This is a genomic window from Neorhizobium huautlense, assembly GCF_030811685.1.
Taxonomy (GTDB): domain Bacteria; phylum Pseudomonadota; class Alphaproteobacteria; order Rhizobiales; family Rhizobiaceae; genus Neorhizobium; species Neorhizobium huautlense_A.
Genome location: NZ_JAUSRF010000006.1, coordinates 74286 through 95480, shown reverse-complemented (window position 1 = coordinate 95480; position 21195 = coordinate 74286). Strand labels below are relative to the sequence as shown.

Here is a 21195-nt window from a genome sequence, read left to right as displayed (position 1 = left end):
CACGAACCGTGCCGGCTTAATTTCCAGATTTATGTCCGCTTAGGAAGCGGCCGCCATCTGCGGGTTCATGGTCACCAGAGCCGATTTCAGCTTCTCGATGGCACGGCTTTCGATCTGGCGCACACGCTCCTTGGAAATGCCGAGCTCGGCGCCGAGGGCCTCGAGCGTCGCACCTTCATCGGTCAGACGGCGGGCGCGAATAATCTTCTTTTCGCGGTCGTTGAGCTTGGTCAGCGCGCCCTGCAACCATTTCAGGCGGCGTTCGCCATCGATCATGCCCGAAACCTGCTCATCCGGCAGCGGCTCTGCGCTTTCCAGCATGTCGAGACGCTCGCCACTGTCGGAATCGCCAGCGATCGAGGGCGCCTGCAGCGAAGCATCGTTGCCGGAAAGGCGTGCATCCATGGTCTGCACGTCCGCAACGCTGACGCCGAGCGCCACGGCGATTTCCTCGTGAATGGCCTGGGCGGTGAGATTGCTGTCGCCACGGGCGAGCTTTGCGCGCAGGCGACGCAGATTGAAGAACAGCGCCTTCTGGGCGGAACTGGTTCCGCCGCGCACGATCGACCAGTTGCGCAGGATGTAATCCTGCATGGAAGCGCGGATCCACCAACTGGCATAGGTGGAGAAACGAACATCGCGTGCCGGCTCGAACCTTGCCGCCGCTTCAAGCAGCCCTACATAACCTTCTTGTACGAGGTCGCTCATGGGAAGTCCGAAGCCGCGAAACTTCGATGCCATCGCGATCACGAGACGCATGTGGGCAAGCGCAATCTGATTGCGGGCGTCCTGGTCCTGATCGTCCTTCCAGCGCACGGCGAGGTCTCTTTCCTCTTCGCGGGCCAGATAAGGTGCCGACATGGCGATCTTGATCATATTACGGTCTGCGGACATGGCATTCATCACGGTCTCCTTGAAACAAGTTGATCCGGCAAAGACATCGCAATTCCACAGACCAAGACGTAAACGACGGTTAAACCATTGAAATACGGCATTTTTGTCGTGAAATTGTGGTGTCGTTGCGCCCCTCGTTTTGTCGCTCGTCGTAAGGGATACGCAGCTTGCGCCATGTCCCCCGCGGTTTTAAAACGACGCCGGTCCCATCAGACATCAAAGCGCCGTTCCGGCGGGGTAACGTTTGGAACCAGAAATGGTTCCAATAAAAAACCCGGCTGAGCCGGGTTTTTTAATTCAGGTCAATGCAGCCTTGATCAGGCTGCCTCTTCCTCTTGAGCGTCATCATCCTCGACAGCCTTGCCGCGCTTCGGGCCCTTGGCGAGATTGGTCTCGATCAGGCGAACGGCTTCGGTGTCCGACATCTTGTTGACCGCGCCAATTTCGCGGGCCATGCGATCAAGGGCAGCTTCATAAAGCTGACGCTCGGAATAAGACTGTTCCGGCTGGTTTTCGGCGCGATAGAGATCGCGAACAACCTCGGCGATCGAGATCAGATCACCAGAATTGATCTTGGCATCATATTCCTGGGCGCGACGCGACCACATGGTGCGCTTGACGCGAGCCTTGCCCTGTACGACCTTCAATGCGCGCTCGACGAAATCCGTCTCGGCCAGCTTGCGCATACCGATGCTGACAGCCTTAGCGACCGGCACCTTGAGACGCATCTTGTCCTTTTCGAAATCGATGACGAAAAGTTCGAGCGTCATGCCCGCAACTTCCTGTTCTTCGATTGCGGATATCGTGCCCACTCCATGCGCAGGATAAACGATGGATTCACCAGTCTTGAAGCCATGGCGCGCTGAAGGTTTTTTCTGCTGGGTCGTCATTCTAATAACACACTCCCTGTTACGCTCCCGGCATTATGCCGAGGCCGGGTCAGTCAGGCCCGGATGAGACGGGGGAAACCGTCGGGTGACTCCATTACTGTGCCGCGCAAGCGCGTACGAAAAAAACAACAGGATCACGATTAGCGATCGACCCGGACTTGATAAAAACTCGCGGGATCGTGCGAAAGGGACGTGTTGTTTTCGTGATGTTTTTAGGGCACACGCATGCCGCTTTGTGGAACAGTATTGGTTGTCTACCACAAAAATAGGCGGAAATCAATGATTTGGTTTCGCCGTTGCGAAGAAACAACGCCCGAATCACTGCGCAAGGGTTAGGCAATGCCAAATGACATTGCTCGTTTCTGTCTGAATTGCTGGTCCGACGGTGAGAAATCCCACCGCCAAACATTCAGCAAAATCAATCACCAGACCCCGGTTCGGAAGAGAAGAACTGCTCGAACTTGTCGGTAACGCCATCCATTTCCTTGGCTTCCGGCATAGCATCACGCTTGATGGTGATATTCGGCCAGACCTGGGCATATTCGGCATTGAGCTTCAGCCACTTGTCGAGACCCGGCTCCGTATCGGGCTTGATGGCCTCGGCGGGACATTCGGGCTCGCAGACGCCGCAATCGATGCATTCGTCAGGATGGATGACGAGAAAGTTCTCGCCTTCGTAAAAGCAGTCCACCGGGCAGACTTCGACGCAGTCGGTATATTTGCAGCGAATGCAGTTATCGGTCACGACGTACGTCATGAGGCACTCCAGATCAACGCGTTGGTCAGGAACCCGATTCCGGGAAAGGTCGAGCCCCCTGGGGCCGGACGAGGACAACGCGACCGCTGGAACGACAGAGGCGGGCTATCCGGCTGTTTCGAACGTCAGGTAAAGCCTTTGAGCCTGCTTAGCAAGGATAAAGCTTTTCGAAAAATCGCCAACTGGAGGCGGTTTATTCTAATCGTCCCGCCAATCGATGTCAGGTCCGCCGACCTCCGGGAAAAGACGATCGGTTTCGCGGCGTTCTTTTTTGGTCGGCCGACCACTGCCGGGAATGCGTTGTGCCTGCTCGAAAGCGCTCAGGCGCTCCGTTTCCTCGCGCGGCGGCGTCAGGTCCTCGTACAGCGCCTTGGCTTCCTCATAGGGACCGCGACGTTCGCCACCGGCCTTTACGATGAGGATGACATCCCGGCGCTCGAGAGAAAGCTCGACCCTGTCGCCGACCTTCACTTCGAAGCTCGGCTTGCGGATCGGCAGCCCGTTGATACGGACGTGGCCGGAATTGAGCAGCCCCTGCGCCAGGGACCGCGACTTCACCATGCGCGTGAAGAAAAGCCACTTGTCGATGCGCTGACGCAGATCTCCAGATGGCTTTTCACTCATGGCGTCACTTCTTCAGCTGCTCCTTGAGAGCAGCCAGCTTTGCGAAGGGCGAATCCGGATCCAGCGGCTTTTCCTTGCGCGGAGGGCGGGCCTCGAAACGGGCCGGCTGCTGCGACGACTTGTTACGGTCATTGCGATCTGGACGATCACCACGCGGCGGACGATCGCCACCACGATTGTCGGGACGACGGTCACCGCGGTTCGGCTTGCCGCCATCGCGACCACGGCCTTCCTGCTCGCCACGACCTTCATTGTTGCGGCCTTCGCCACCACGACGGTTGTCGCGACGCTGCTGGCCACCCTCAGTCTGGCCTTCGCCACCACGGTTCTGGTGACCATGGCCACGACGCTCGCCCTGCGGACGGCCACCACGCTGCTGTTCGCTGCGACCGCCACCCGGACGCCACAGGAGAACCGGCTTCGGCTCTTCGGCCTCGGTGGCAGCGGCTTCGGCGGCAGGCGCTTCGGCATCGGCTGCCGGTGCGGCTTCAGCGGAAACTTCCGGCGACGGTTCGGCGGCTTCTGCGCCAGCTTCAGCCGGCGCGGCTTCTGCTTCGGTTGCAGTTTCAGTAGCCGCAGCCTCTTCCGAAACAACAGCTTCAGCCGCAGGCTCGGACGCAGGAGCACCGGCAGCCTTGGCGTCTTCACCGGCCAGGAATGCGGCAGCTTCTTCAGCCTTCACGGCATCGGCGCGATACCCAAGGCCCTTGAGAATTTCTTCCATGTCGTCGGCAGTGGCGCCGAGAATGGAAAGCATCGCCGTCGTCGTGGTGAAGCGGCGACCGTCATACGCGCCTTCCGGACGCGGCTGACCGGGCTTCCACTGCAAGAGCGGACGGATGAGATCGGCCAGACGCTCGAGGATATCGATACGCACGGCGCGCTTGCCGAGGAAACGGAAGCCGGCCAGACGATAGAACATCCGCTCATATGTGGCGTCGGCGACAACAGAGGTGCGGCCAGCGGCCAGAGCCGGAATGAGTTCGCCATAACCCGGCTTGTCGAGACCGTCGTTCTTCAGCGCCCAGAGCAGCGTGATGAGTTCAGCCGGAGCCGGCTTCAACAGTGCGGGCATGAAAATGTGGTAGGCACCGAAACGCACACCGTAACGGCGCATCGAGGCACGACCTTCCTGGTCCAGCGACTTGACGTCGTCTGCGACGTCGCGACGGAACAGCACGCCGAGATTTTCGACGATCTGGAAAGCCAGTCCCTTGGCAATGCCCTGCAGGTCTTCGGCGCGCGACAGATCGTCGAGCGGCTTCAGGACCGTGGCAATGTGATGATTGACGAAACGTTCGATACGGGCAGCAGCATGATCACGGGCAGCGCCGGTCAGCTGCTCGTCGGAGAGCAGGATGACACGCGGCCGCATGACATGGTCGCTTTCCGCAAGACGGGCCACCGGATCGCCGAGCCAACGGACGAAACCGTCCGAGCCAAGCGCGAGGTCACCGTTGCCGCTGGCGTAAAGACGCGCGGCACGAGCCTCGAATTCCAGAGCCAGCGCTTTTTGCGCAGCGGTCTGTACGGCCTTGGCATCCGGTCCTTCCGTCCCCGAGACGGCGGTGAACCGGAAACCGGCGAGTTGTCCGACGTGATGTCCTTCGACGAACACATCGCCATTTACACTAATTTCTGCTTCCAGCATCGCATTCTCTCTCAGGCGCCTCATGAGCACAGATGTCCTGCGATCAACAAAGCGTTTCGTCAACCTTTCATGTAGCGCGTCGGACAACCTATCCTCGATTTCCCGTGTCTTTTCTTGCCAGTGTGTCGGATGCGCCAACCAACCCGGGCGATTTGAAACATAGGTCCATGTCCTGATCTGGGCGATTCGCGCCGAAAGCGTGTCGATTTCGCCTTCGGTTCGGTCCGCCCTTTTCACCTGCTCGGCCATGAATTCTTCATTGACCGCGCCGTGTCGCACCAGATCGGAAAAAAGAGTCGAAATGAGGTCCGCATGCTGCGCCGGTGCAATTCTGCGATAATCGGGCAGCGCGCAGGCATCCCAAAGCGTTTCGACACGCTCGGCCGTTGTCGCCAGATCCTTGATCTCGGGATACCGCGACAGGTGATCCAGCGCCTGGCTATCGGTCGCCGGCAGCGCGCGCGTCAACCCTTGCACGGCAGGTGAAGCATCAAGACTGTTGCGCAACTCGCGCAGAGACGAGAAGTCGAGTTTTTTCGAGCGCCATTGCAGCACTTTCACGCTGTCGAACTGGTGGCTTTCGATGCGCTCGACCAGCTCTTCGTCAAACGGCTGCACCTGACCGGTGACACCAAACGTACCGTCACGCAAGTGACGGCCGGCACGCCCGGCGATCTGCGCCATTTCGGACGGGTTCAAATTGCGAAACTGAAAACCGTCGAACTTTCGGTCCTGCGCGAAGGCGACATGATCGACATCGAGGTTGAGGCCCATGCCGATCGCATCGGTCGCCACCAGATATTCGACATCGCCGGACTGATAAAGCCCGACCTGCGCGTTGCGGGTGCGCGGGCTGAGCGCGCCGAGCACGACGGCCGCCCCGCCGCGCTGGCGACGGATCAGTTCGGCGATCGCATAAACTTCCTCCGCCGAAAACGCGACGATGGCGGTCCGTTGCGGCAAGCGGGTGATCTTTTTCTGGCCGGAATAAAACAGCTGCGACAGGCGCGGTCGCTCGACCACGGTGATCCCCGGCAACAGTTTTTCGAGGATGGGCCGCATGGTGGCGGCACCCAGCAGAAGCGTTTCCTCGCGGCCGCGCAGATGAAGCAGGCGGTCCGTAAAAATATGGCCGCGCTCGAGATCGCCGGCGAGCTGCACTTCATCGATGGCAACGAAGGCAGCCTTGGTTTCGCGCGGCATGGCTTCCACAGTGCAGACGGAAAAACGCGCCATATGCGGCGTGATCTTTTCCTCGCCGGTGATGAGCGCGACATTGTGGTGCCCGACCTTTTCCACCAGCCGGCCATAGACCTCGCGCGCCAAAAGGCGCAGCGGCAGTCCGATGACGCCGGATCCATGCGCCACCATGCGTTCGATCGCAAAATGCGTCTTGCCGGTATTGGTCGGTCCGAGAACCGCGGTAACGCCGCGGCCGCTCAATATCATGGGCTGAACATTCAAGACAAAAGTCCGCACTAAAAAAGAATTCGCCCACGGCCGGGACCGTCGGCGGCTTCGCCACAGATGGCGATAGTGTCTGGCAAAGGCAAGTCGTTTCTCGCAATGAGACCGCGGACGCTGCCGAACGCCCGCTTAGCAGCAGTCAAAAACTGAGTCTTTTCTGCCGGTTGGAACAGTGTGGGAACGAAAGGGCGACGAATCGCTGACTCGACCGATTCCGCATTTGTTCCGGACAACGTAACCTTAACCGGATTTTGCAGTGGACAATGTGGGTATAAATACGATTCATGCTCTTATTTGAATGCAAGATTTCACGCTCTATCCTTTATGCATTGCTAAGAAACGACACTGACTATGAATCGTTCATTGGTCAGACACATGGAAATGACTGAGAACAAGCGTGCCGATTTTTCTGTTGCCGGGGGGCGAGAGTGACTGTTCACTCGATTTTACAATTTTTGGTCTTGGCCCAAGAGGCAAAAACCCAAACAGAACTGGCAACGCAATTCGAGGCAGTGCTGAAAAGCTACGGGTTCAGCTATTATGGCGTCTGGATGAAATCCAGGACGCTGGGCTATCTCGACAGCACCGTTTTATGTGGACGCTGGCCTGAAGGCTGGCAGGAAACCTATGCCGCCAAAAAATTCGGCATGGTCGATCCGACGATCCGGATGCTGGCAGTGGCGCAGCGGCCGTTCCGCTGGCGCGAAGCCATCAGCATGTTCCGCAGCGACCCCAACCGCAAACGCATCCAGCGGATGATGCAGGACGCAAACCGCAGTGGCCTCAACGACGGTTATACGTTTCCGATCCATGGGCGTAACGGCCTGCTTGGTCACGTCAGCATCGGTGGCCTGGTCATCGATCTGTCGCCTGCGGAAATGACGATGTTCGACGCCGCCGCCAAAAAGATGTTCTGGCGCACGCTGGAACTCAGCGGCCAGGCATCCCTTTTCGAGGCGATCAAGTCGGTCGAGACAACGCTGACACGTCGTGAAACGGAAGTTCTGCACCTCCTGGCCGAAGGCATGACCTCGCATGAAATCGCCAAGGCGCTGAGCATTTCGAACCACACTGTCGATTGGTACATCAACGCCATTCAGGAAAAATTCGAAGCCAGCAACCGACAGCATGTGGTCGCCATCGCTTTCCGGCTCGGCCTTGTCTCGTGAGATTGTCGCAGACGCTAATTCAGCGATAGATTGGACTTGATCCGGCAAGATATTAGTGCTCGTCTCGCGCTTGCAGCATATCGCAAGTACGAATGGGAGACAGTCTTGCCGATCTCGAAAATTCTCGTTGCCAACCGATCCGAAATTGCCATCCGCGTGTTTCGCGCGGCCAATGAGCTCGGGATCAAAACGGTCGCCATCTGGGCCGAAGAAGACAAACTCTCGCTGCACCGGTTCAAAGCCGACGAAAGTTATCAGGTCGGCCGCGGCCCGCATCTGGAAAAAGATCTCGGCCCGATCGAAAGCTATCTGTCGATTTCGGAAGTGATCCGGGTCGCCAAGCTTTCCGGCGCCGATGCGATCCATCCCGGTTACGGCCTTCTGTCGGAAAGCCCGGAATTCGTCGATGCCTGCGACGCCGCCGGCATCATCTTCATCGGTCCGCGCCCGGACACGATGCGCCAGCTCGGCAACAAGGTGGCAGCCCGCAATCTGGCGATCTCGGTCGGTGTGCCGGTCGTGCCGGCCACTGATCCGCTACCGGATGATATGGCGCAGGTTGCCAAGATGGCCGAGGAGATCGGTTATCCGGTCATGCTGAAAGCCTCCTGGGGCGGCGGCGGACGCGGCATGCGCGCCATCCGTGACCCAAAGGATCTGGCAAGAGAAGTCGTCGAAGCCAAGCGCGAAGCAAAGGCAGCCTTCGGCAAGGACGAGGTCTACCTCGAAAAGCTGGTCGAACGTGCCCGCCACGTCGAAAGCCAGGTTCTTGGCGATACCCACGGCAATGTCGTGCATCTGTTCGAACGTGATTGTTCCATCCAGCGCCGTAACCAGAAGGTCGTCGAGCGTGCGCCCGCCCCTTATCTCTCGGAGGCACAGCGGGCCGAACTCGCCAATTATTCTCTGAAAATCGCACAGGCGACGAATTACGTCGGCGCCGGCACCGTCGAATATCTGATGGATGCGGAAAGCGGCAAATTCTACTTCATCGAGGTCAACCCGCGCATTCAGGTCGAGCATACCGTCACCGAAGTCGTGACCGGTATCGATATCGTCAAGGCGCAGATCCACATTCTCGAAGGCGCCGCGATCGGCACGCCGGAATCCGGTGTGCCTGCGCAAAAAGACATCCGCCTCAACGGCCATGCCCTGCAGTGCCGCATCACGACGGAAGACCCGGAACAGAACTTTATCCCGGACTACGGCCGTATCACCGCCTATCGCTCGGCCTCCGGCTTCGGCATTCGTCTCGATGGCGGCACGTCCTATACCGGCGCGATCATCACCCGTTATTACGACCCACTGCTGGTCAAGGTCACGGCCTGGGCGCCGCAGCCGCTGGAAGCGATCACCCGCATGGACCGTGCGCTGCGCGAATTCCGTATCCGCGGCGTCGCCACCAACCTGACTTTCCTCGAAGCGATCATCACCCACCCGAAATTCCGTGACAATACCTATACGACGCGGTTCATCGACACGACGCCGGAACTGTTTGCGCAGGTCAAGCGACAGGACCGCGCGACAAAACTGCTGACCTACCTCGCCGACGTTACCGTCAACGGCCACCCGGAAACCAAGGGCCGGCCGGAACCTTCGGAAAACGCGGCGAAGCCCGTGCTTCCTTATGTCGACGGCGATATCCAGAGCGGCACCAAGCAGAAGCTCGACGAACTCGGCCCGAAAAAGTTCGCCGAATGGGTGCGTGGCCAAAACCGCGTGCTGATGACCGACACGACCATGCGCGACGGCCACCAGTCGCTGCTGGCCACCCGCATGCGTACGCATGACATCGCACGCATTGCCGATGTCTATGCCCGCGCGCTGCCGAACCTGTTCTCGCTGGAATGCTGGGGTGGCGCGACGTTCGACGTGTCCATGCGCTTCCTCACAGAGGACCCGTGGGAGCGCCTGTCGCTGATCCGTGACGGCGCGCCGAATCTGCTGTTGCAGATGCTTCTGCGCGGCGCCAATGGCGTCGGTTACAAGAATTACCCCGACAACGTCGTCAAATATTTCGTGCGTCAGGCCGCCAAGGGCGGCATCGACCTCTTCCGCGTGTTCGACTGCCTCAATTGGGTCGACAATATGCGCGTGTCGATGGATGCGGTGCAAGAAGAGAACAAGCTCTGCGAGGCGGCGATCTGCTATACCGGCGACCTGACCAATTCGGCCCGCCCGAAATACGACCTCAAATATTACGTCTCGCTGGCGCAGCAACTGGAAAAGGCCGGCGCCCATATCATCGCCGTGAAGGACATGGCCGGCCTGCTGAAGCCGGCCGCCGCTAAAATCCTGTTCAAGGCGTTGCGTGAAGCGACCTCGCTGCCGATCCATTTCCATACGCATGATACATCCGGCATTTCGGCCGCGACCGTGCTTGCCGCCGTGGAAGCAGGTGTCGATGTGGTCGATGCGGCCATGGACGCGCTCTCAGGCAACACATCGCAGCCCTGCCTCGGCTCGATCGTCGAGGCACTTTCCGGCACCGAGCGCGATCCCGGCCTCGACCCCGAATGGATCAGAAAAATCTCGTTCTACTGGGAAGCCGTGCGCGGCCAATACGCCGCCTTCGAAAGCGACTTGAAGGGTCCGGCCTCGGAAGTCTATCTGCACGAAATGCCGGGCGGCCAGTTCACCAACCTCAAGGAACAGGCGCGTTCGCTGGGGCTGGAAACCAAATGGCACAAGGTCGCGCAAACCTATGCCGACGTGAACCAGATGTTCGGCGATATCGTCAAGGTCACCCCTTCTTCCAAGGTGGTGGGCGACATGGCGCTGATGATGGTCAGCCAGGATCTCACCGTCGCCGACGTCGAAAACCCGCAAAAGGATATCGCCTTCCCGGATTCGGTTGTCGCCATGCTGAAGGGCGACCTCGGCCAGCCTCCGGGCGGATGGCCGGAAGCGATCCAGAAAAAGGCGCTGAAGGGTGACAAGCCTTATACGGACGTGCCCGGCTCACTGCTGGCGCCGGCCGATCTCGACAAGGAACGTCAAGACATCGAGACCAAGCTGGAACGCAAGGTCGACGATTTCGAGTTTGCCTCCTACCTGATGTACCCAAAAGTCTTCACCGACTTTGCGCTGGCCTCCGACACCTATGGCCCGGTCTCGGTTCTGCCAACCCACGCCTATTTCTACGGAATGGCGGATGGCGAGGAACTGCTGGCAGATATCGAAAAAGGCAAGACGCTGGTCATCGTCAACCAGGCCGCCAGTGCGCCGGACGCGCAGGGCATGGTGACAGTATTCTTCGAGCTGAACGGCCAGCCGCGCCGCATCAAGGTGCCGGATCGCAACCGCACTTCGGCCAGCGCTGTGCGCCGCAAGGCCGAGGCCGGCAATGCCGCCCATCTCGGCGCACCGATGCCGGGTGTGGTTTCGACCGTTGCCGTCTCGGCCGGCCAGACGGTGCAGGCCGGCGACGTGCTGCTCTCCATCGAAGCGATGAAGATGGAAACCGCGCTGCACGCGGAAAAGGACGGCACGATCTCGGAAGTTCTGGTGAAAGCCGGCGACCAGATCGACGCCAAGGATCTGCTGATCGTTTACGGCAACTGATCTTGATTGATACCGGGCGCCTGAAAAACTCAGGCGTCCGTCACCTCATCGGGCTTGCCGAGACGATAACGGCGGGCCGCCAGCCGTTCGGACGAGACAATGAGCAGGCCGGCGCAGAAAATCAGCAGGGCACCGAACGCGACATTGCTGGCCGGGATATCCTGCCAGATGACGTAACCGAGCACGAAAGCCCAGATCAGCGACGAATATTCGAACGGCGCCAGAACCGAAACCGGCGCGCGCCGCATGGCTTCGAACAGCGCCGCCTGCGCCGTGCCGCCGAGCAGGCCGACCAGCAGAAGCAGGGTGCCACTTGAAAGATCGACCGGCTTCCAGTGATAAATGGCCATGACACATGTCATCAGCACGAAAAACGCATTGGTGAGCGTCATCTGCACCAACGTCGATTCGCTCATCGCCGTCTTGCGGAGCAGCACGCTCGCACCAGCCCACAGGATCGCGGCGAGCAGCGCCAGACCAACCGGGATGGAGATTGTCAGCCCGACCGGATTGGCGGCTATCAGAACACCGACAAACCCCAGAATGATCGCCGCCCAACGCACCGGCGGCACCTTTTCATGGAGGATCGGAATGGCCAGCAGCGTGGCGACGACCGGGGCCGCGTAATAGATGGTGGTGAGTTCGGCGAGCTGCAGCGATTTCGCCGCCGTGTAATAGGCGAACCACGCACCCAGCAGAAAAAGGCTGCGCACCGCCATCGGCTTCATCACGGGCGTGCGGATGACCCGACCCACAAACCCGCGCCCGCCGATGATCAGGCAGGCGATCAGGATCGTTGTGCTGCGAAAGAAAAGGATCTGCCAGACGCTGACATCGGCGACCAGAAGTTTGACCACCGCATCGTGCAGGGTGAACACGAAATAGGACAGGCTGACGAAAAGAATGCCGCTGGCTGTGCTGGTTTTCAAGAGATCACGCCCGGTGGCGCCTCGCATGGTTGCAGGCTCTGCGCTTTAGGGTATTTCAGAAGGAATGCAATCGGGATTCTGCTTCGCCCGAAAAAGCTGTTTGGGAGGACAGATGGATACCAGATCGAAAACCGCCAGGCCTGCAGTGACCCGCGAACGTATCGGCGTCGCCCTCCTGTTTCTGATGAACGGCTTTCTGATCGGCGCCTGGGCGCCCAAAATCCCGGAATTCGCGACGCGTCTCGGGCTGGACGAGGCAAAGCTCGGCGTGATGATCCTGCTGTTCGGCTTGGGATCGCTGGTGATGATGCCGATCGCCGGCAGCCAGATCGCCCGTTTCGGTTCCAGTACCGTCACCCGTTTTGCCGCCGTGCTGCTCACCCCCTGCCTTCTTTACCTGACTTTTGTCGGCAATGTCTGGCTGGGCGGTGTCGCCATTTTTCTGTTCGGCGGGCTGATCGGCGCCATGGATGTGGCGATGAATGCCAATGCGGTTTCGGTAGAGCGCCATATGCGCCGCGCCATCATGTCGTCCTGCCACGCGTTCTGGAGTCTGGGTGGCCTGATCGGCGCATCGACCGGCGGCTTTCTCATTGATCACATGGGCGTCGGCCCACATTCCATTCTGGCAACCGTCGTGGCGGGCCTGATGGTGGCGGCTGCATGGCCACTGGTTTTCCATGACGCCCCCCATCCCGACGAACGCAAGGAAGGACATTCGCGTGGCCTGCCAAGATCGCCCCTGCCCTGGCTGATCGGCATTCTGGCGCTGTTCTGCATGATCCCGGAAGGCGCCATCCTTGATTGGGGCGCGCTTTACATGCGCAATGAGCTGGGTGCTTCCGCCACGCTTTCCGGTTTCGCATTCGCCGCCTTCTCGCTGACCATGGCAGTCATGCGGTTTGCCGGCGACCTGATCCGCGACCGTTTTGGCGCGGTGACAACCCTGCGGGCCTGTGCGGCCATCGCCGTTGTGGGGCTGGTGATCATCGGCTTCGCCGGCAATTCCAGCGTCGCCATCATCGGCTTTGCATTGTGCGGCATCGGCATTTCCAACATCGTGCCGATTGCGTTTTCTGCCGCCGGCAACCTTCCGGGCATGGCACCGGGTGTTGGCCTGTCGATCGTCACCACGATGGGTTATTCCGGCATTCTGGTGGCGCCATCGGCGATCGGCTTTATCGCCCGCCATACCGGGCTTGGCATCATTTTTGTCGGACTTTCGGTGCTGATCGTCATCGCCATGGCGTTTTCTTCGCTCGCCCGCCATGCGGACAGCGCACATCATTGACGCAACGGGAAGGCTCGCCCCGAGAGGCCGAACGGAGTAAAGTGACGCCCTCGCAGGTTGACAAGGCGCATGCCATGATCCACCTGAGTGGTCCAACAGCCAAGGTACCGAGACGTTTGATGTCCTCACCCATCGATTTTGATCCAAAACCCCGTCGCGCCACTGTTGCCGTCGATGTCGGTGGCGTGATCGTCGGCGGCGGCGCGCCCGTTGTCGTCCAGTCCATGACCAATACCGACACGGCCGACGTCGACGCGACGGTCGCGCAGGTAGCCGCCCTCTACAAGGCCGGTTCGGAAATCGTGCGCATCACCGTCGACCGCGACGAAAGTGCTGCCGCCGTGCCAAAGGTGCGCGAACGCCTGCTGCGTCTCGGCCTGGACGTGCCCCTCGTCGGCGATTTTCATTATATCGGCCACAAGCTGCTCGCCGATCATCCGGCCTGCGCCGAGGCGCTGGCAAAATACCGTATCAATCCGGGCAATGTCGGTTTCAAGGACAAGAAGGACAAGCAGTTCGCCGATATCATCGAGATGGCGATCCGCTACGACAAGCCGGTGCGCATCGGCGTCAACTGGGGTTCGCTCGATCAGGATCTCCTGACCACGCTGATGGACCGCAACTCGGAACAGGGTTCGCCGCTATCGGCCCGCCAGGTCATGCATGAAGCGATCGTGCAGTCGGCGCTGATTTCTGCCGAACTCGCCGAATCGATCGGCCTGCCGCGCAACCGCATCATCCTGTCGGCAAAAGTCAGCCAGGTGCAGGACCTGATCGCCTGTTATTCGATGCTGGCCGAACGCTCCAACCATGCGCTGCATCTCGGCCTCACCGAGGCCGGCATGGGCTCCAAGGGCATTGTCGCATCTTCGGCCGCAATGGGCTACGTGCTGCAGCACGGCATCGGCGACACTATCCGCGTTTCGCTGACGCCCGAGCCGAATGGCGACCGTACCAAGGAAGTGCAGGTGGCCCAGGAAATCCTGCAGGTCATGGGTTTCCGCCAGTTCATTCCCGTGGTGGCCGCGTGTCCCGGCTGCGGTCGAACCACCTCGACCGTGTTCCAGGAACTGGCGCAGAACATCCAGAACGACATCCGCAAGAACATGCCGATCTGGCGCGAGAAATATCCGGGCGTCGAGGCGCTGAACGTTGCCGTCATGGGCTGCATCGTCAACGGACCGGGCGAAAGCAAACATGCCGATATCGGCATTTCGCTGCCCGGCACCGGCGAAACACCGGCAGCCCCGATCTTCATCGACGGCAAGAAGGCCATGACCCTGCGCGGGCCGAATATCGCCGCCGATTTCGAAAAGCTGGTGATCGACTATATCGAGAACCGTTTTGGCCAGAAGACGGCTGCGGAATAAGTCCTGAAAACTCCGGGAGTTTGTAAGGTCGGTGAAGCCATGCTTCACCGACAATCGATCACTTATCCGTTGTTTCGTGGTTTCGCCGCATTTTGTGGTAAAGGGAAACCATCTCAGACGACGGGGACAACGATTCGAATGCTCAAGAAATTTGCCATCGCAGCACTTGCCGCGACCTTCCTTTCCGCCTGCACCACCACCGACCCGTATACGGGTGAGCAGAAGATGTCGAACACGGCCGGCGGCGCTGCCATCGGCGCCGGTATCGGCGCGCTGGGCGGCCTCGTGGTCGGCGGCGGCAACAAGGGCCGCAATGCGCTGATCGGCGCGGCCATCGGCGGTCTGGCCGGCGGTGCGATCGGCAACTACATGGACAACCAGGAAGCCGAACTGCGCCGCGAGCTGCAGGGCACCGGTGTATCCGTCACCCGCCAGGGCGACCGCATCATCCTCAACATGCCGTCCAACATCACCTTTGCCACCGATCAGGACCAGGTCATTCCGCCGTTCTACCGGACGCTGGATTCGGTCGCGATCGTGCTCAACAAGTTCGGCAAGACCTATATCGACATCAACGGTCACACCGATTCGACGGGCAGCCTGCAGCATAACCAGGGCCTGTCGGAACGTCGTGCCGCTTCGGTTGCGAACTATCTCGGTGGCCGTGGCATCGATCAGCGCCGTATCTCGACCATGGGCTTTGGCCCGTCGCAGCCGATTGCCACCAACGCAACACCGGACGGCCGCGCCCAGAACCGCCGCGTCGAAGTGGCAATCGCGCCGATCGAACAGAACTGATCGCCTGACGGCATCATACAGACATCAACGGCCTCGCATCCATCCGGCATGCGGGGCCGTTTCCGTTTGCGACTGCCTCAGATGCGGCTGGTCAGCAGTTTGACCCCGGCAACGCTGTAGAACACAGCCATCGTGCCCTCGATCCAGCGACGGGCGGATTTATAGACGCGTAGCGCATGCCGCGTCGAAAACAGCAGCGCATACCCCATGAAGATGACGAAACTCGACGTGCTGAAAATACCGAGCATCGTTGCAATCATTGACGGTGGGGCATCGGCAGGCAGTCCTAGCGACATGATGGCGAGCCAGCCAAGGATCGCTTTGGGATTGGTGATGTGAATGGCATAACCACGTAACCAAAGCTGCCTCGCGGTATAATCCGTTCGTGCCGCACCGCCTGCAAGGGCTGCGTCCGCCGTACGGGCAGACCTGTAAGCTTTCCAGGCGAGATAAATCAGATAAATCCCACCGATGATCTTGATGATTTCGAGCGTAAAAGCATAGGTCCGCAACAACGCAGCCAGACCGAGCGCTGCCGAAATGCCCCAAGTCAGCGAACCGCAGAAGATGCCGAGCGCAATGACCAGGCCAGCACGTCGCCCTTGCGAGATCGCCGTACCCATGATGGCGAAATTGGCAGGACCAGGACTAAGGACAGTGATGAGATAGGCCATGTAGGCTGGCCAGATGACGGGCAGATAACTGAAGATATCCGGCATGCCATTCTCTCCCCGAAATGTTCGAGATGCCAGATGGATCCGAACCCTAGCTCTTGCGGTCGGCTATGAAACGCGCCGTGTCGCGCAATATGGCAGCCTTTTCGCCATAGGGCGAGAGCAGGTTTTCTGCCTCTTGCGTCAGCGCATCCAGACGCTTTTCCGCCCACTCGGTGCCATGCAGGGCAACCAGCGTGCCCTTGCCGCGGCCTGCATCCTTGCCGGTTGCCTTGCCGAGCGTTGCGGCATCCGAGGTGACGTCGAGCAGGTCATCGGCCAGTTGGAAGGACAATCCGACGGTTTCGCCAAATTTCCGCATCGTCAGCCGGTCGGTTTCGCTGGCGCCAGCAGCGATCGCACCGGCCTCGCATGCGAAACGCAGGAGAGCGCCGGTCTTCATGGCCTGCAGCTTGACGATGCCGGTCTCATCCGGCCGGGACTTTTCGGCCTCGATATCGAGCACCTGCCCGCCCACCATGCCGCCCATGCCGGCTGCGCGTGACAGGGCGAGCACGAGCTCCACCTTCTGGCGGTCGGAAAGATCTGTTTCCGGCGCCGTGATGATATCGAACGCATAGGTCAGCAGCGCATCGCCGGCCAGAATGGCGGTCGCCTCGTCAAAAGCCTTGTGTACTGTCGGCAGGCCACGACGCAGATCGTCATCGTCCATGGCCGGCAGATCGTCATGGATCAGCGAGTAACAATGCAGGCATTCCAGCGCCACGCCGACACGCAGCGCCGCTTCGGCCATGCCGCCCAGCATGGCCGCAGTCTCGCGCACCAGAAACGGTCGCAGGCGCTTGCCGCCGTTCAGCGTGCCATGCCGCATGGCGGCCAGCAGTTGTGACGGCCGCACCGTTTCGCCCGTCAGGGCAGCGTCACCCAGCATGGCGACAAGAGCGGCCTGCGTTTCCGCAGCGCTGTCGCGCAGGCGCGTTTCGAATGTGGATGCGGAAGGGCTGGCTTCTGAGGTCATGGCCGCTATCTGACATGAGGCAAAAGCGCTGGCAATGTCATATTCCGATCACAGTCAGTTTTACGGGCATGACCGGGTGAGCCGGCTGGTTTTTAACCGGTTTGAACGCTAGAACGGGCGAGAGGCGACAAATGAGTGCGATCTTGGACATAAGCCCGGTCGAACAGCACGATAGGAAAAAAGAGGAGCAGCCAGTGGCGCGATCCCGTCACAGGCGGATGCTTTCAAACCCGATTGTCCGGCGCGTGGTGCTGGCCATCGCAGCGTTTCTCATCCTTCCCTATTTTCTCGTCCTCCTCTACGCCATTCCCTTCATCCGTCCGATCTCGACCCTGATGATCGCCGATCTCGCGATGCTGCGCGGTTACGACCGGCAGTGGACATCCTTTGAGGATATTTCGCCGACACTGGTGCGCTCGGTGATGATGTCGGAAGACGGTCAGTTCTGCGCCCATGGCGGGGTGGACTGGAACCAGATGCGCGGCGTCGTTCAGGATGCGCTGGATGGCGCATCCACCCGCGGCGCCAGCACCATTCCCATGCAGACGGTGAAAAACCTGTTTCTGTGGAACGGTCGTTCCTTCCTGCGCAAGGGGCTGGAACTGCCGCTTGCCATGTGGGCGGATTTCATCTGGTCGAAAGAGCGGATGATGGAAATCTATCTCAACGTCGCCGAGATGGGACCGCAGACCTATGGTGCCGGCGCTGCCGCCCAGCGGCATTTCAAAACCTCGGCATCGAAACTAAGCCGGCGTCAGGCCGCCCTCCTCGCAGTTTCGCTGCCCAACCCGATCATCCGTGTGGCCAGCAAACCTGGCCGTGGCATGCAGCGGCTTGCCTCCGTGGTCGAGCGTCGCGCGCAGCGTGCCGGCGATTATATCACCTGCCTTTATAGATAGGGTTTCAGGATTTCATTGGTCACGCTCACGACCTTTCGTTAGGTTCTCTCCATCATCAATGGGGAGCACCGGGCATGGACGCGCTGACGCTTTATATCGCCAACAAGAATTATTCCTCTTGGTCCTTTCGTCCCTGGATCGCGCTGACGGCTTTTGATGTGCCGTTCGAGGAAGTGCTGATCCCCTTCGACATGCCGGCCGGCAATCCCCGTTTTGCCGAAATCTCCCCGACCTCGAAAGTACCGGCGCTGCACCATGGCCGGCTGCGGGTGTGGGAATCGCTGGCGATCATCGAATATGTTGCCGAGCTTTATCCGGAAAAACAGTTCTGGCCGGAAGATCCCGGCGACCGGGCGATGGCGCGCGCCATTTCCATGGAGATGATCTCCGGCTTCCGTGGTCTGCGCAACGCCTGCCCGATGAACATGCGGCGCCCGCGTGCCGCCCTCGATCTTAACGCGGATACGGCGAAGGCTGTCGCGGACGACGTGAAGCGCATCACCACGATCTGGCGGGAGATGCGCGAGCGTTCCGGCGGGCCCTTCCTGTTCGGCGCCTTTTCCGCTGCCGACGCCATGTATGCGCCCGTCGTCAACCGTTTTGATGTTTTCGACATTACCGTTGACGACGACGCCCGTGCCTATATGGATGCGATGAAGGCGACGCCCGCATGGCAGAGCTGGGAAACGGCGGCCAAGGCGGAAAGCTGGTTCGTTCCCGAGGACGAGGCCTGAATCAAAGTCCCGATCGGGCGATTCTCAAAAATCGACTCGAAAATCGCTGTGGGGACTGGTCAAAGGCCGATACAGCATGTATAAGCCGCCCCAATTTCCGAGTTCCAGACACGTCCATTCGGCCTGATTTCTCGGCCGGGGATTATAGTCTGCACGTCAATTGGAGTACTTAAAATGGCAGTACCGAAGAGAAAAGTTAGCCGGTCCAAGCGCGGCATGCGTCGCTCCACCGACGCGCTGGCAACCCCGACGTTCGTCGAGGACAAGAACTCCGGCGAACTTCGCCGTCCGCACCACATCGACCTGAAGACCGGCATGTACCGTGGTCGCCAGGTTCTGACCCCGAAGGAAAGCGCATAAGCTTTTCTGACGGCAAGTCATTCAAAAAAGCCCGGTCTCGCGACCGGGCTTTTTTGTTGTCAATATTCTTCGTGAATTGTCACGGACAGATCATGTCAGGCTGTCCAGACGGGTCTGCAGCGAGCGCAGCTGTTCTTTCAGTTCGTCGATATCCCTGGCATCGGCCGGCTTGCGTGGCTCGCGCGGCGCTTCTGCCTGGGCGGTGAAGGGTGTGAACATCTGCACCGCCTGACGGAACATTTCCGTATTGCGGCGCACCTGCTCTTCCATCATCTGCATCGGTGCCTGCAGGTTTTTGGTCAGCGGTGTTTCGCCGAATGTGCGGGTCATGTGTTCGCGCATCTGCGTCTGCTGATCGGCAAATGTCTTCATCGAATGTTCGAGAAATGTCGGCACGACCATCTGCATCTGATCCCCGTAATAGGTGATCAGCTGGCGCAGGAAGGACACCGGCAGAAGCGTATTGCCGGTCTTGGATTCCTGCTCGAAGATAATCTGCGTCAGAACCGAATGGGTAATATCCTCGCCGGTCTTGGCATCCTGAACCGAGAATTCCTCACCCTTCTTGACCATCTTGGCGAGATCTTCCAGCGTTACATAGGTGCTGGTGCCCGTGTTATAGAGGCGTCTGTTGGCATATTTCTTGATGACAACTTGGCCTTCATTCTTCGCCATATTCTCCTCCTCGTCCCCTTAACATCGTTCTGTTATGCGGGTTTCCTCTCCCGCGAGAACACTACGCCCAAACCGGTTGCAGTGACAACGGATTTTTGTGCGCTGCGATGAAGGCATGCTGCGCGGAAAATGCAGGCATATTGGCAATCCGGCCATTAGCCCGCTTTGGTGCAATGCAGTTTGACTTGCCGCATCAGCTTTGCCAGTTTCAGACAAAACCATGCAGATAGCCGAGGAGACATCTCATGACACTGCCTTCGATCGTGATTGCGTCAGCGGCACGCACAGCCGTCGGCGCCTTTAACGGCGCATTGTCCAGCGTTCCGGCACACGAACTCGGGGCGACGGTCATTCGCGGTGTTCTGGAGCGGGCGGGCGTGGATGCGGGTGAAGTCGACGAGGTCATCCTCGGTCAGGTTCTTGCCGCCGGCGAAGGCCAGAACCCCGCGCGGCAAGCGGCGATGAAAGCTGGCACACCGCAGGAAACAACCGCCTGGGGTGTCAACCAGCTCTGCGGTTCGGGCTTGCGCGCCGTGGCGCTCGGCATGCAACAGATCGCCACCGGCGATGCCGCGATCATTGTTGCCGGGGGTCAGGAATCCATGTCGATGGCACCGCATTGCGCGCATTTGCGCAGCGGCACCAAGATGGGTGACATGAAAATGATCGACACCATGATCAGCGATGGCCTGACGGATGCGTTTTACGGTTATCATATGGGCATCACGGCGGAGAATATCGCCCGCCAATGGCAGCTTTCGCGCGACGAACAGGACCAGTTTGCAGTCGCTTCGCAGAACAAGGCCGAGGCTGCACAGAAGGCCGGCCGGTTTACCGACGAGATCGTGCCTTTCGTGCTGAAGACCCGAAAGGGCGATGTGACCATCGACAGCGACGAATATATCCGCATCGGCGCGACGCTGGACGGGCTTGCGAAATTGCGCCCGGCCTTCGACAAGGACGGCACGGTGACGGCCGGCAATGCTTCCGGCATCAATGACGGTGCTGCCGCCGTGTTGCTGATGACCGAGGCGGAAGCGGTGCGCCGTGGCCTGACGCCGATCGCCCGTATCGCCTCCTGGGCAACCGCCGGCGTCGATCCGCAGCTTATGGGCACCGGACCGATCCCGGCCTCGCGCAAGGCGCTCACAAAGGCCGGCTGGTCGGTTGCGGATCTCGATCTCGTGGAGGCCAACGAGGCTTTTGCGGCCCAGGCCTGCGCCGTCAATCGCGACCTCGGTTGGAATCCCGACATCGTCAACGTCAATGGTGGAGCGATTGCCATCGGCCACCCGATCGGCGCCTCGGGCGCGCGCGTACTCAACACGCTGCTGTTCGAAATGAAGCGCCGCAAAGCCGCCAAGGGCCTGGCAACCTTGTGCATTGGCGGCGGGATGGGTGTTGCCATGTGTCTTGAAGCGATGTGATTTA

General features: G+C 59.9%; 18 protein-coding genes. 9 read left to right on the top strand and 9 right to left on the bottom strand.

Going from position 1 to position 21195, the window contains the following annotated elements; translation table 11 throughout:
• Window positions 1-39 precede the first annotated feature (39 nt).
• From J2T09_RS10505 to J2T09_RS10485, 5 genes are all read right to left on the bottom strand, one after another.
• A complete protein-coding gene (locus J2T09_RS10505; protein WP_306834041.1) occupies window positions 40-903 on the bottom strand; it encodes an RNA polymerase factor sigma-32 in 864 nt (287 codons plus the stop codon).
• A gap of 308 nt (window positions 904-1211) precedes the next feature.
• On the bottom strand, window positions 1212-1784 hold the full coding sequence (locus tag J2T09_RS10500) for a CarD family transcriptional regulator (RefSeq protein WP_306834039.1): 573 nt from the start codon (window positions 1782-1784) through the stop codon (window positions 1212-1214).
• Window positions 1785-2202: 418 nt separating this feature from the next.
• Complete coding sequence (gene fdxA / locus J2T09_RS10495; RefSeq protein WP_306834036.1) at window positions 2203-2541, bottom strand: ferredoxin FdxA; 339 nt, start codon at window positions 2539-2541, stop codon at window positions 2203-2205.
• Between the two features lie 198 nt (window positions 2542-2739).
• Window positions 2740-3165, bottom strand: a complete 426-nt coding sequence (locus tag J2T09_RS10490) for an RNA-binding S4 domain-containing protein (RefSeq protein WP_306834034.1) — start codon at window positions 3163-3165, stop codon at window positions 2740-2742.
• 4 nt (window positions 3166-3169) lie between these two features.
• A complete protein-coding gene (locus J2T09_RS10485; RefSeq protein ID WP_306834032.1) occupies window positions 3170-6265 on the bottom strand; it encodes a helicase-related protein in 3096 nt (1031 codons plus the stop codon).
• Window positions 6266-6744: 479 nt separating this feature from the next.
• Between J2T09_RS10485 and J2T09_RS10480 the strand changes: the two genes are divergently transcribed.
• Window positions 6745-7452, top strand: coding sequence for a helix-turn-helix transcriptional regulator (locus J2T09_RS10480; RefSeq protein ID WP_306834030.1), 708 nt, complete (start codon window positions 6745-6747; stop codon window positions 7450-7452).
• 105 nt (window positions 7453-7557) lie between these two features.
• Window positions 7558-11016: a pyruvate carboxylase gene (gene pyc, locus J2T09_RS10475; protein ID WP_306834028.1), complete on the top strand. Its 3459-nt coding sequence runs from the start codon at window positions 7558-7560 to the stop codon at window positions 11014-11016.
• A gap of 29 nt (window positions 11017-11045) precedes the next feature.
• Here pyc and J2T09_RS10470 read toward each other — a convergent pair whose 3' ends face one another.
• Window positions 11046-11945, bottom strand: coding sequence for a DMT family transporter (locus tag J2T09_RS10470; protein ID WP_306834026.1), 900 nt, complete (start codon window positions 11943-11945; stop codon window positions 11046-11048).
• Window positions 11946-12057: 112 nt separating this feature from the next.
• Here J2T09_RS10470 and J2T09_RS10465 point away from each other — a divergent pair, with 112 nt between their 5' ends.
• From J2T09_RS10465 to J2T09_RS10455, 3 genes are all read left to right on the top strand, one after another.
• The gene (locus tag J2T09_RS10465; RefSeq protein ID WP_306834024.1) at window positions 12058-13236 is read left to right on the top strand and encodes an MFS transporter; all 1179 of its coding nucleotides are present in this window, start codon (window positions 12058-12060) and stop codon (window positions 13234-13236) included.
• A gap of 119 nt (window positions 13237-13355) precedes the next feature.
• Window positions 13356-14606 carry a flavodoxin-dependent (E)-4-hydroxy-3-methylbut-2-enyl-diphosphate synthase gene (gene ispG / locus J2T09_RS10460; RefSeq protein WP_306834022.1) on the top strand — a complete coding sequence of 417 codons (1251 nt, stop codon included), beginning with the start codon at window positions 13356-13358 and terminating at the stop codon, window positions 14604-14606.
• Between the two features lie 138 nt (window positions 14607-14744).
• Entirely contained in the window at window positions 14745-15404 is a 660-nt protein-coding gene (locus tag J2T09_RS10455; RefSeq protein WP_306834020.1) for an OmpA family protein, read from the top strand.
• Window positions 15405-15481: 77 nt separating this feature from the next.
• On the opposite strand, the gene J2T09_RS10450 is transcribed toward J2T09_RS10455, so the two are convergent.
• The gene (locus J2T09_RS10450) at window positions 15482-16123 is read right to left on the bottom strand and encodes a LysE family translocator (protein ID WP_306834018.1); all 642 of its coding nucleotides are present in this window, start codon (window positions 16121-16123) and stop codon (window positions 15482-15484) included.
• A 46-nt stretch (window positions 16124-16169) separates the two neighbouring features.
• The gene (locus J2T09_RS10445) at window positions 16170-17096 is read right to left on the bottom strand and encodes a polyprenyl synthetase family protein (protein ID WP_306834016.1); all 927 of its coding nucleotides are present in this window, start codon (window positions 17094-17096) and stop codon (window positions 16170-16172) included.
• Window positions 17097-17314: 218 nt separating this feature from the next.
• Here J2T09_RS10445 and J2T09_RS10440 point away from each other — a divergent pair, with 218 nt between their 5' ends.
• The 3 genes from J2T09_RS10440 to rpmF all read left to right on the top strand — a co-directional run bounded on the left by J2T09_RS10440 (window position 17315) and on the right by rpmF (window position 19089).
• Window positions 17315-17995 (top strand): transglycosylase domain-containing protein, encoded by a 681-nt coding sequence (locus tag J2T09_RS10440; RefSeq protein ID WP_306834524.1) that lies wholly within the window; start codon window positions 17315-17317, stop codon window positions 17993-17995.
• A gap of 74 nt (window positions 17996-18069) precedes the next feature.
• On the top strand, window positions 18070-18729 hold the full coding sequence (locus tag J2T09_RS10435) for a glutathione S-transferase family protein (protein ID WP_306834015.1): 660 nt from the start codon (window positions 18070-18072) through the stop codon (window positions 18727-18729).
• A gap of 174 nt (window positions 18730-18903) precedes the next feature.
• Window positions 18904-19089 carry a 50S ribosomal protein L32 gene (gene rpmF, locus J2T09_RS10430; RefSeq protein ID WP_112728869.1) on the top strand — a complete coding sequence of 62 codons (186 nt, stop codon included), beginning with the start codon at window positions 18904-18906 and terminating at the stop codon, window positions 19087-19089.
• A gap of 90 nt (window positions 19090-19179) precedes the next feature.
• On the opposite strand, the gene phaR is transcribed toward rpmF, so the two are convergent.
• Window positions 19180-19764 (bottom strand): polyhydroxyalkanoate synthesis repressor PhaR, encoded by a 585-nt coding sequence (gene phaR / locus J2T09_RS10425; RefSeq protein ID WP_306834012.1) that lies wholly within the window; start codon window positions 19762-19764, stop codon window positions 19180-19182.
• 245 nt (window positions 19765-20009) lie between these two features.
• Between phaR and J2T09_RS10420 the strand changes: the two genes are divergently transcribed.
• Window positions 20010-21191, top strand: coding sequence for an acetyl-CoA C-acetyltransferase (locus tag J2T09_RS10420; protein ID WP_306834011.1), 1182 nt, complete (start codon window positions 20010-20012; stop codon window positions 21189-21191).
• Window positions 21192-21195 lie beyond the last annotated feature (4 nt).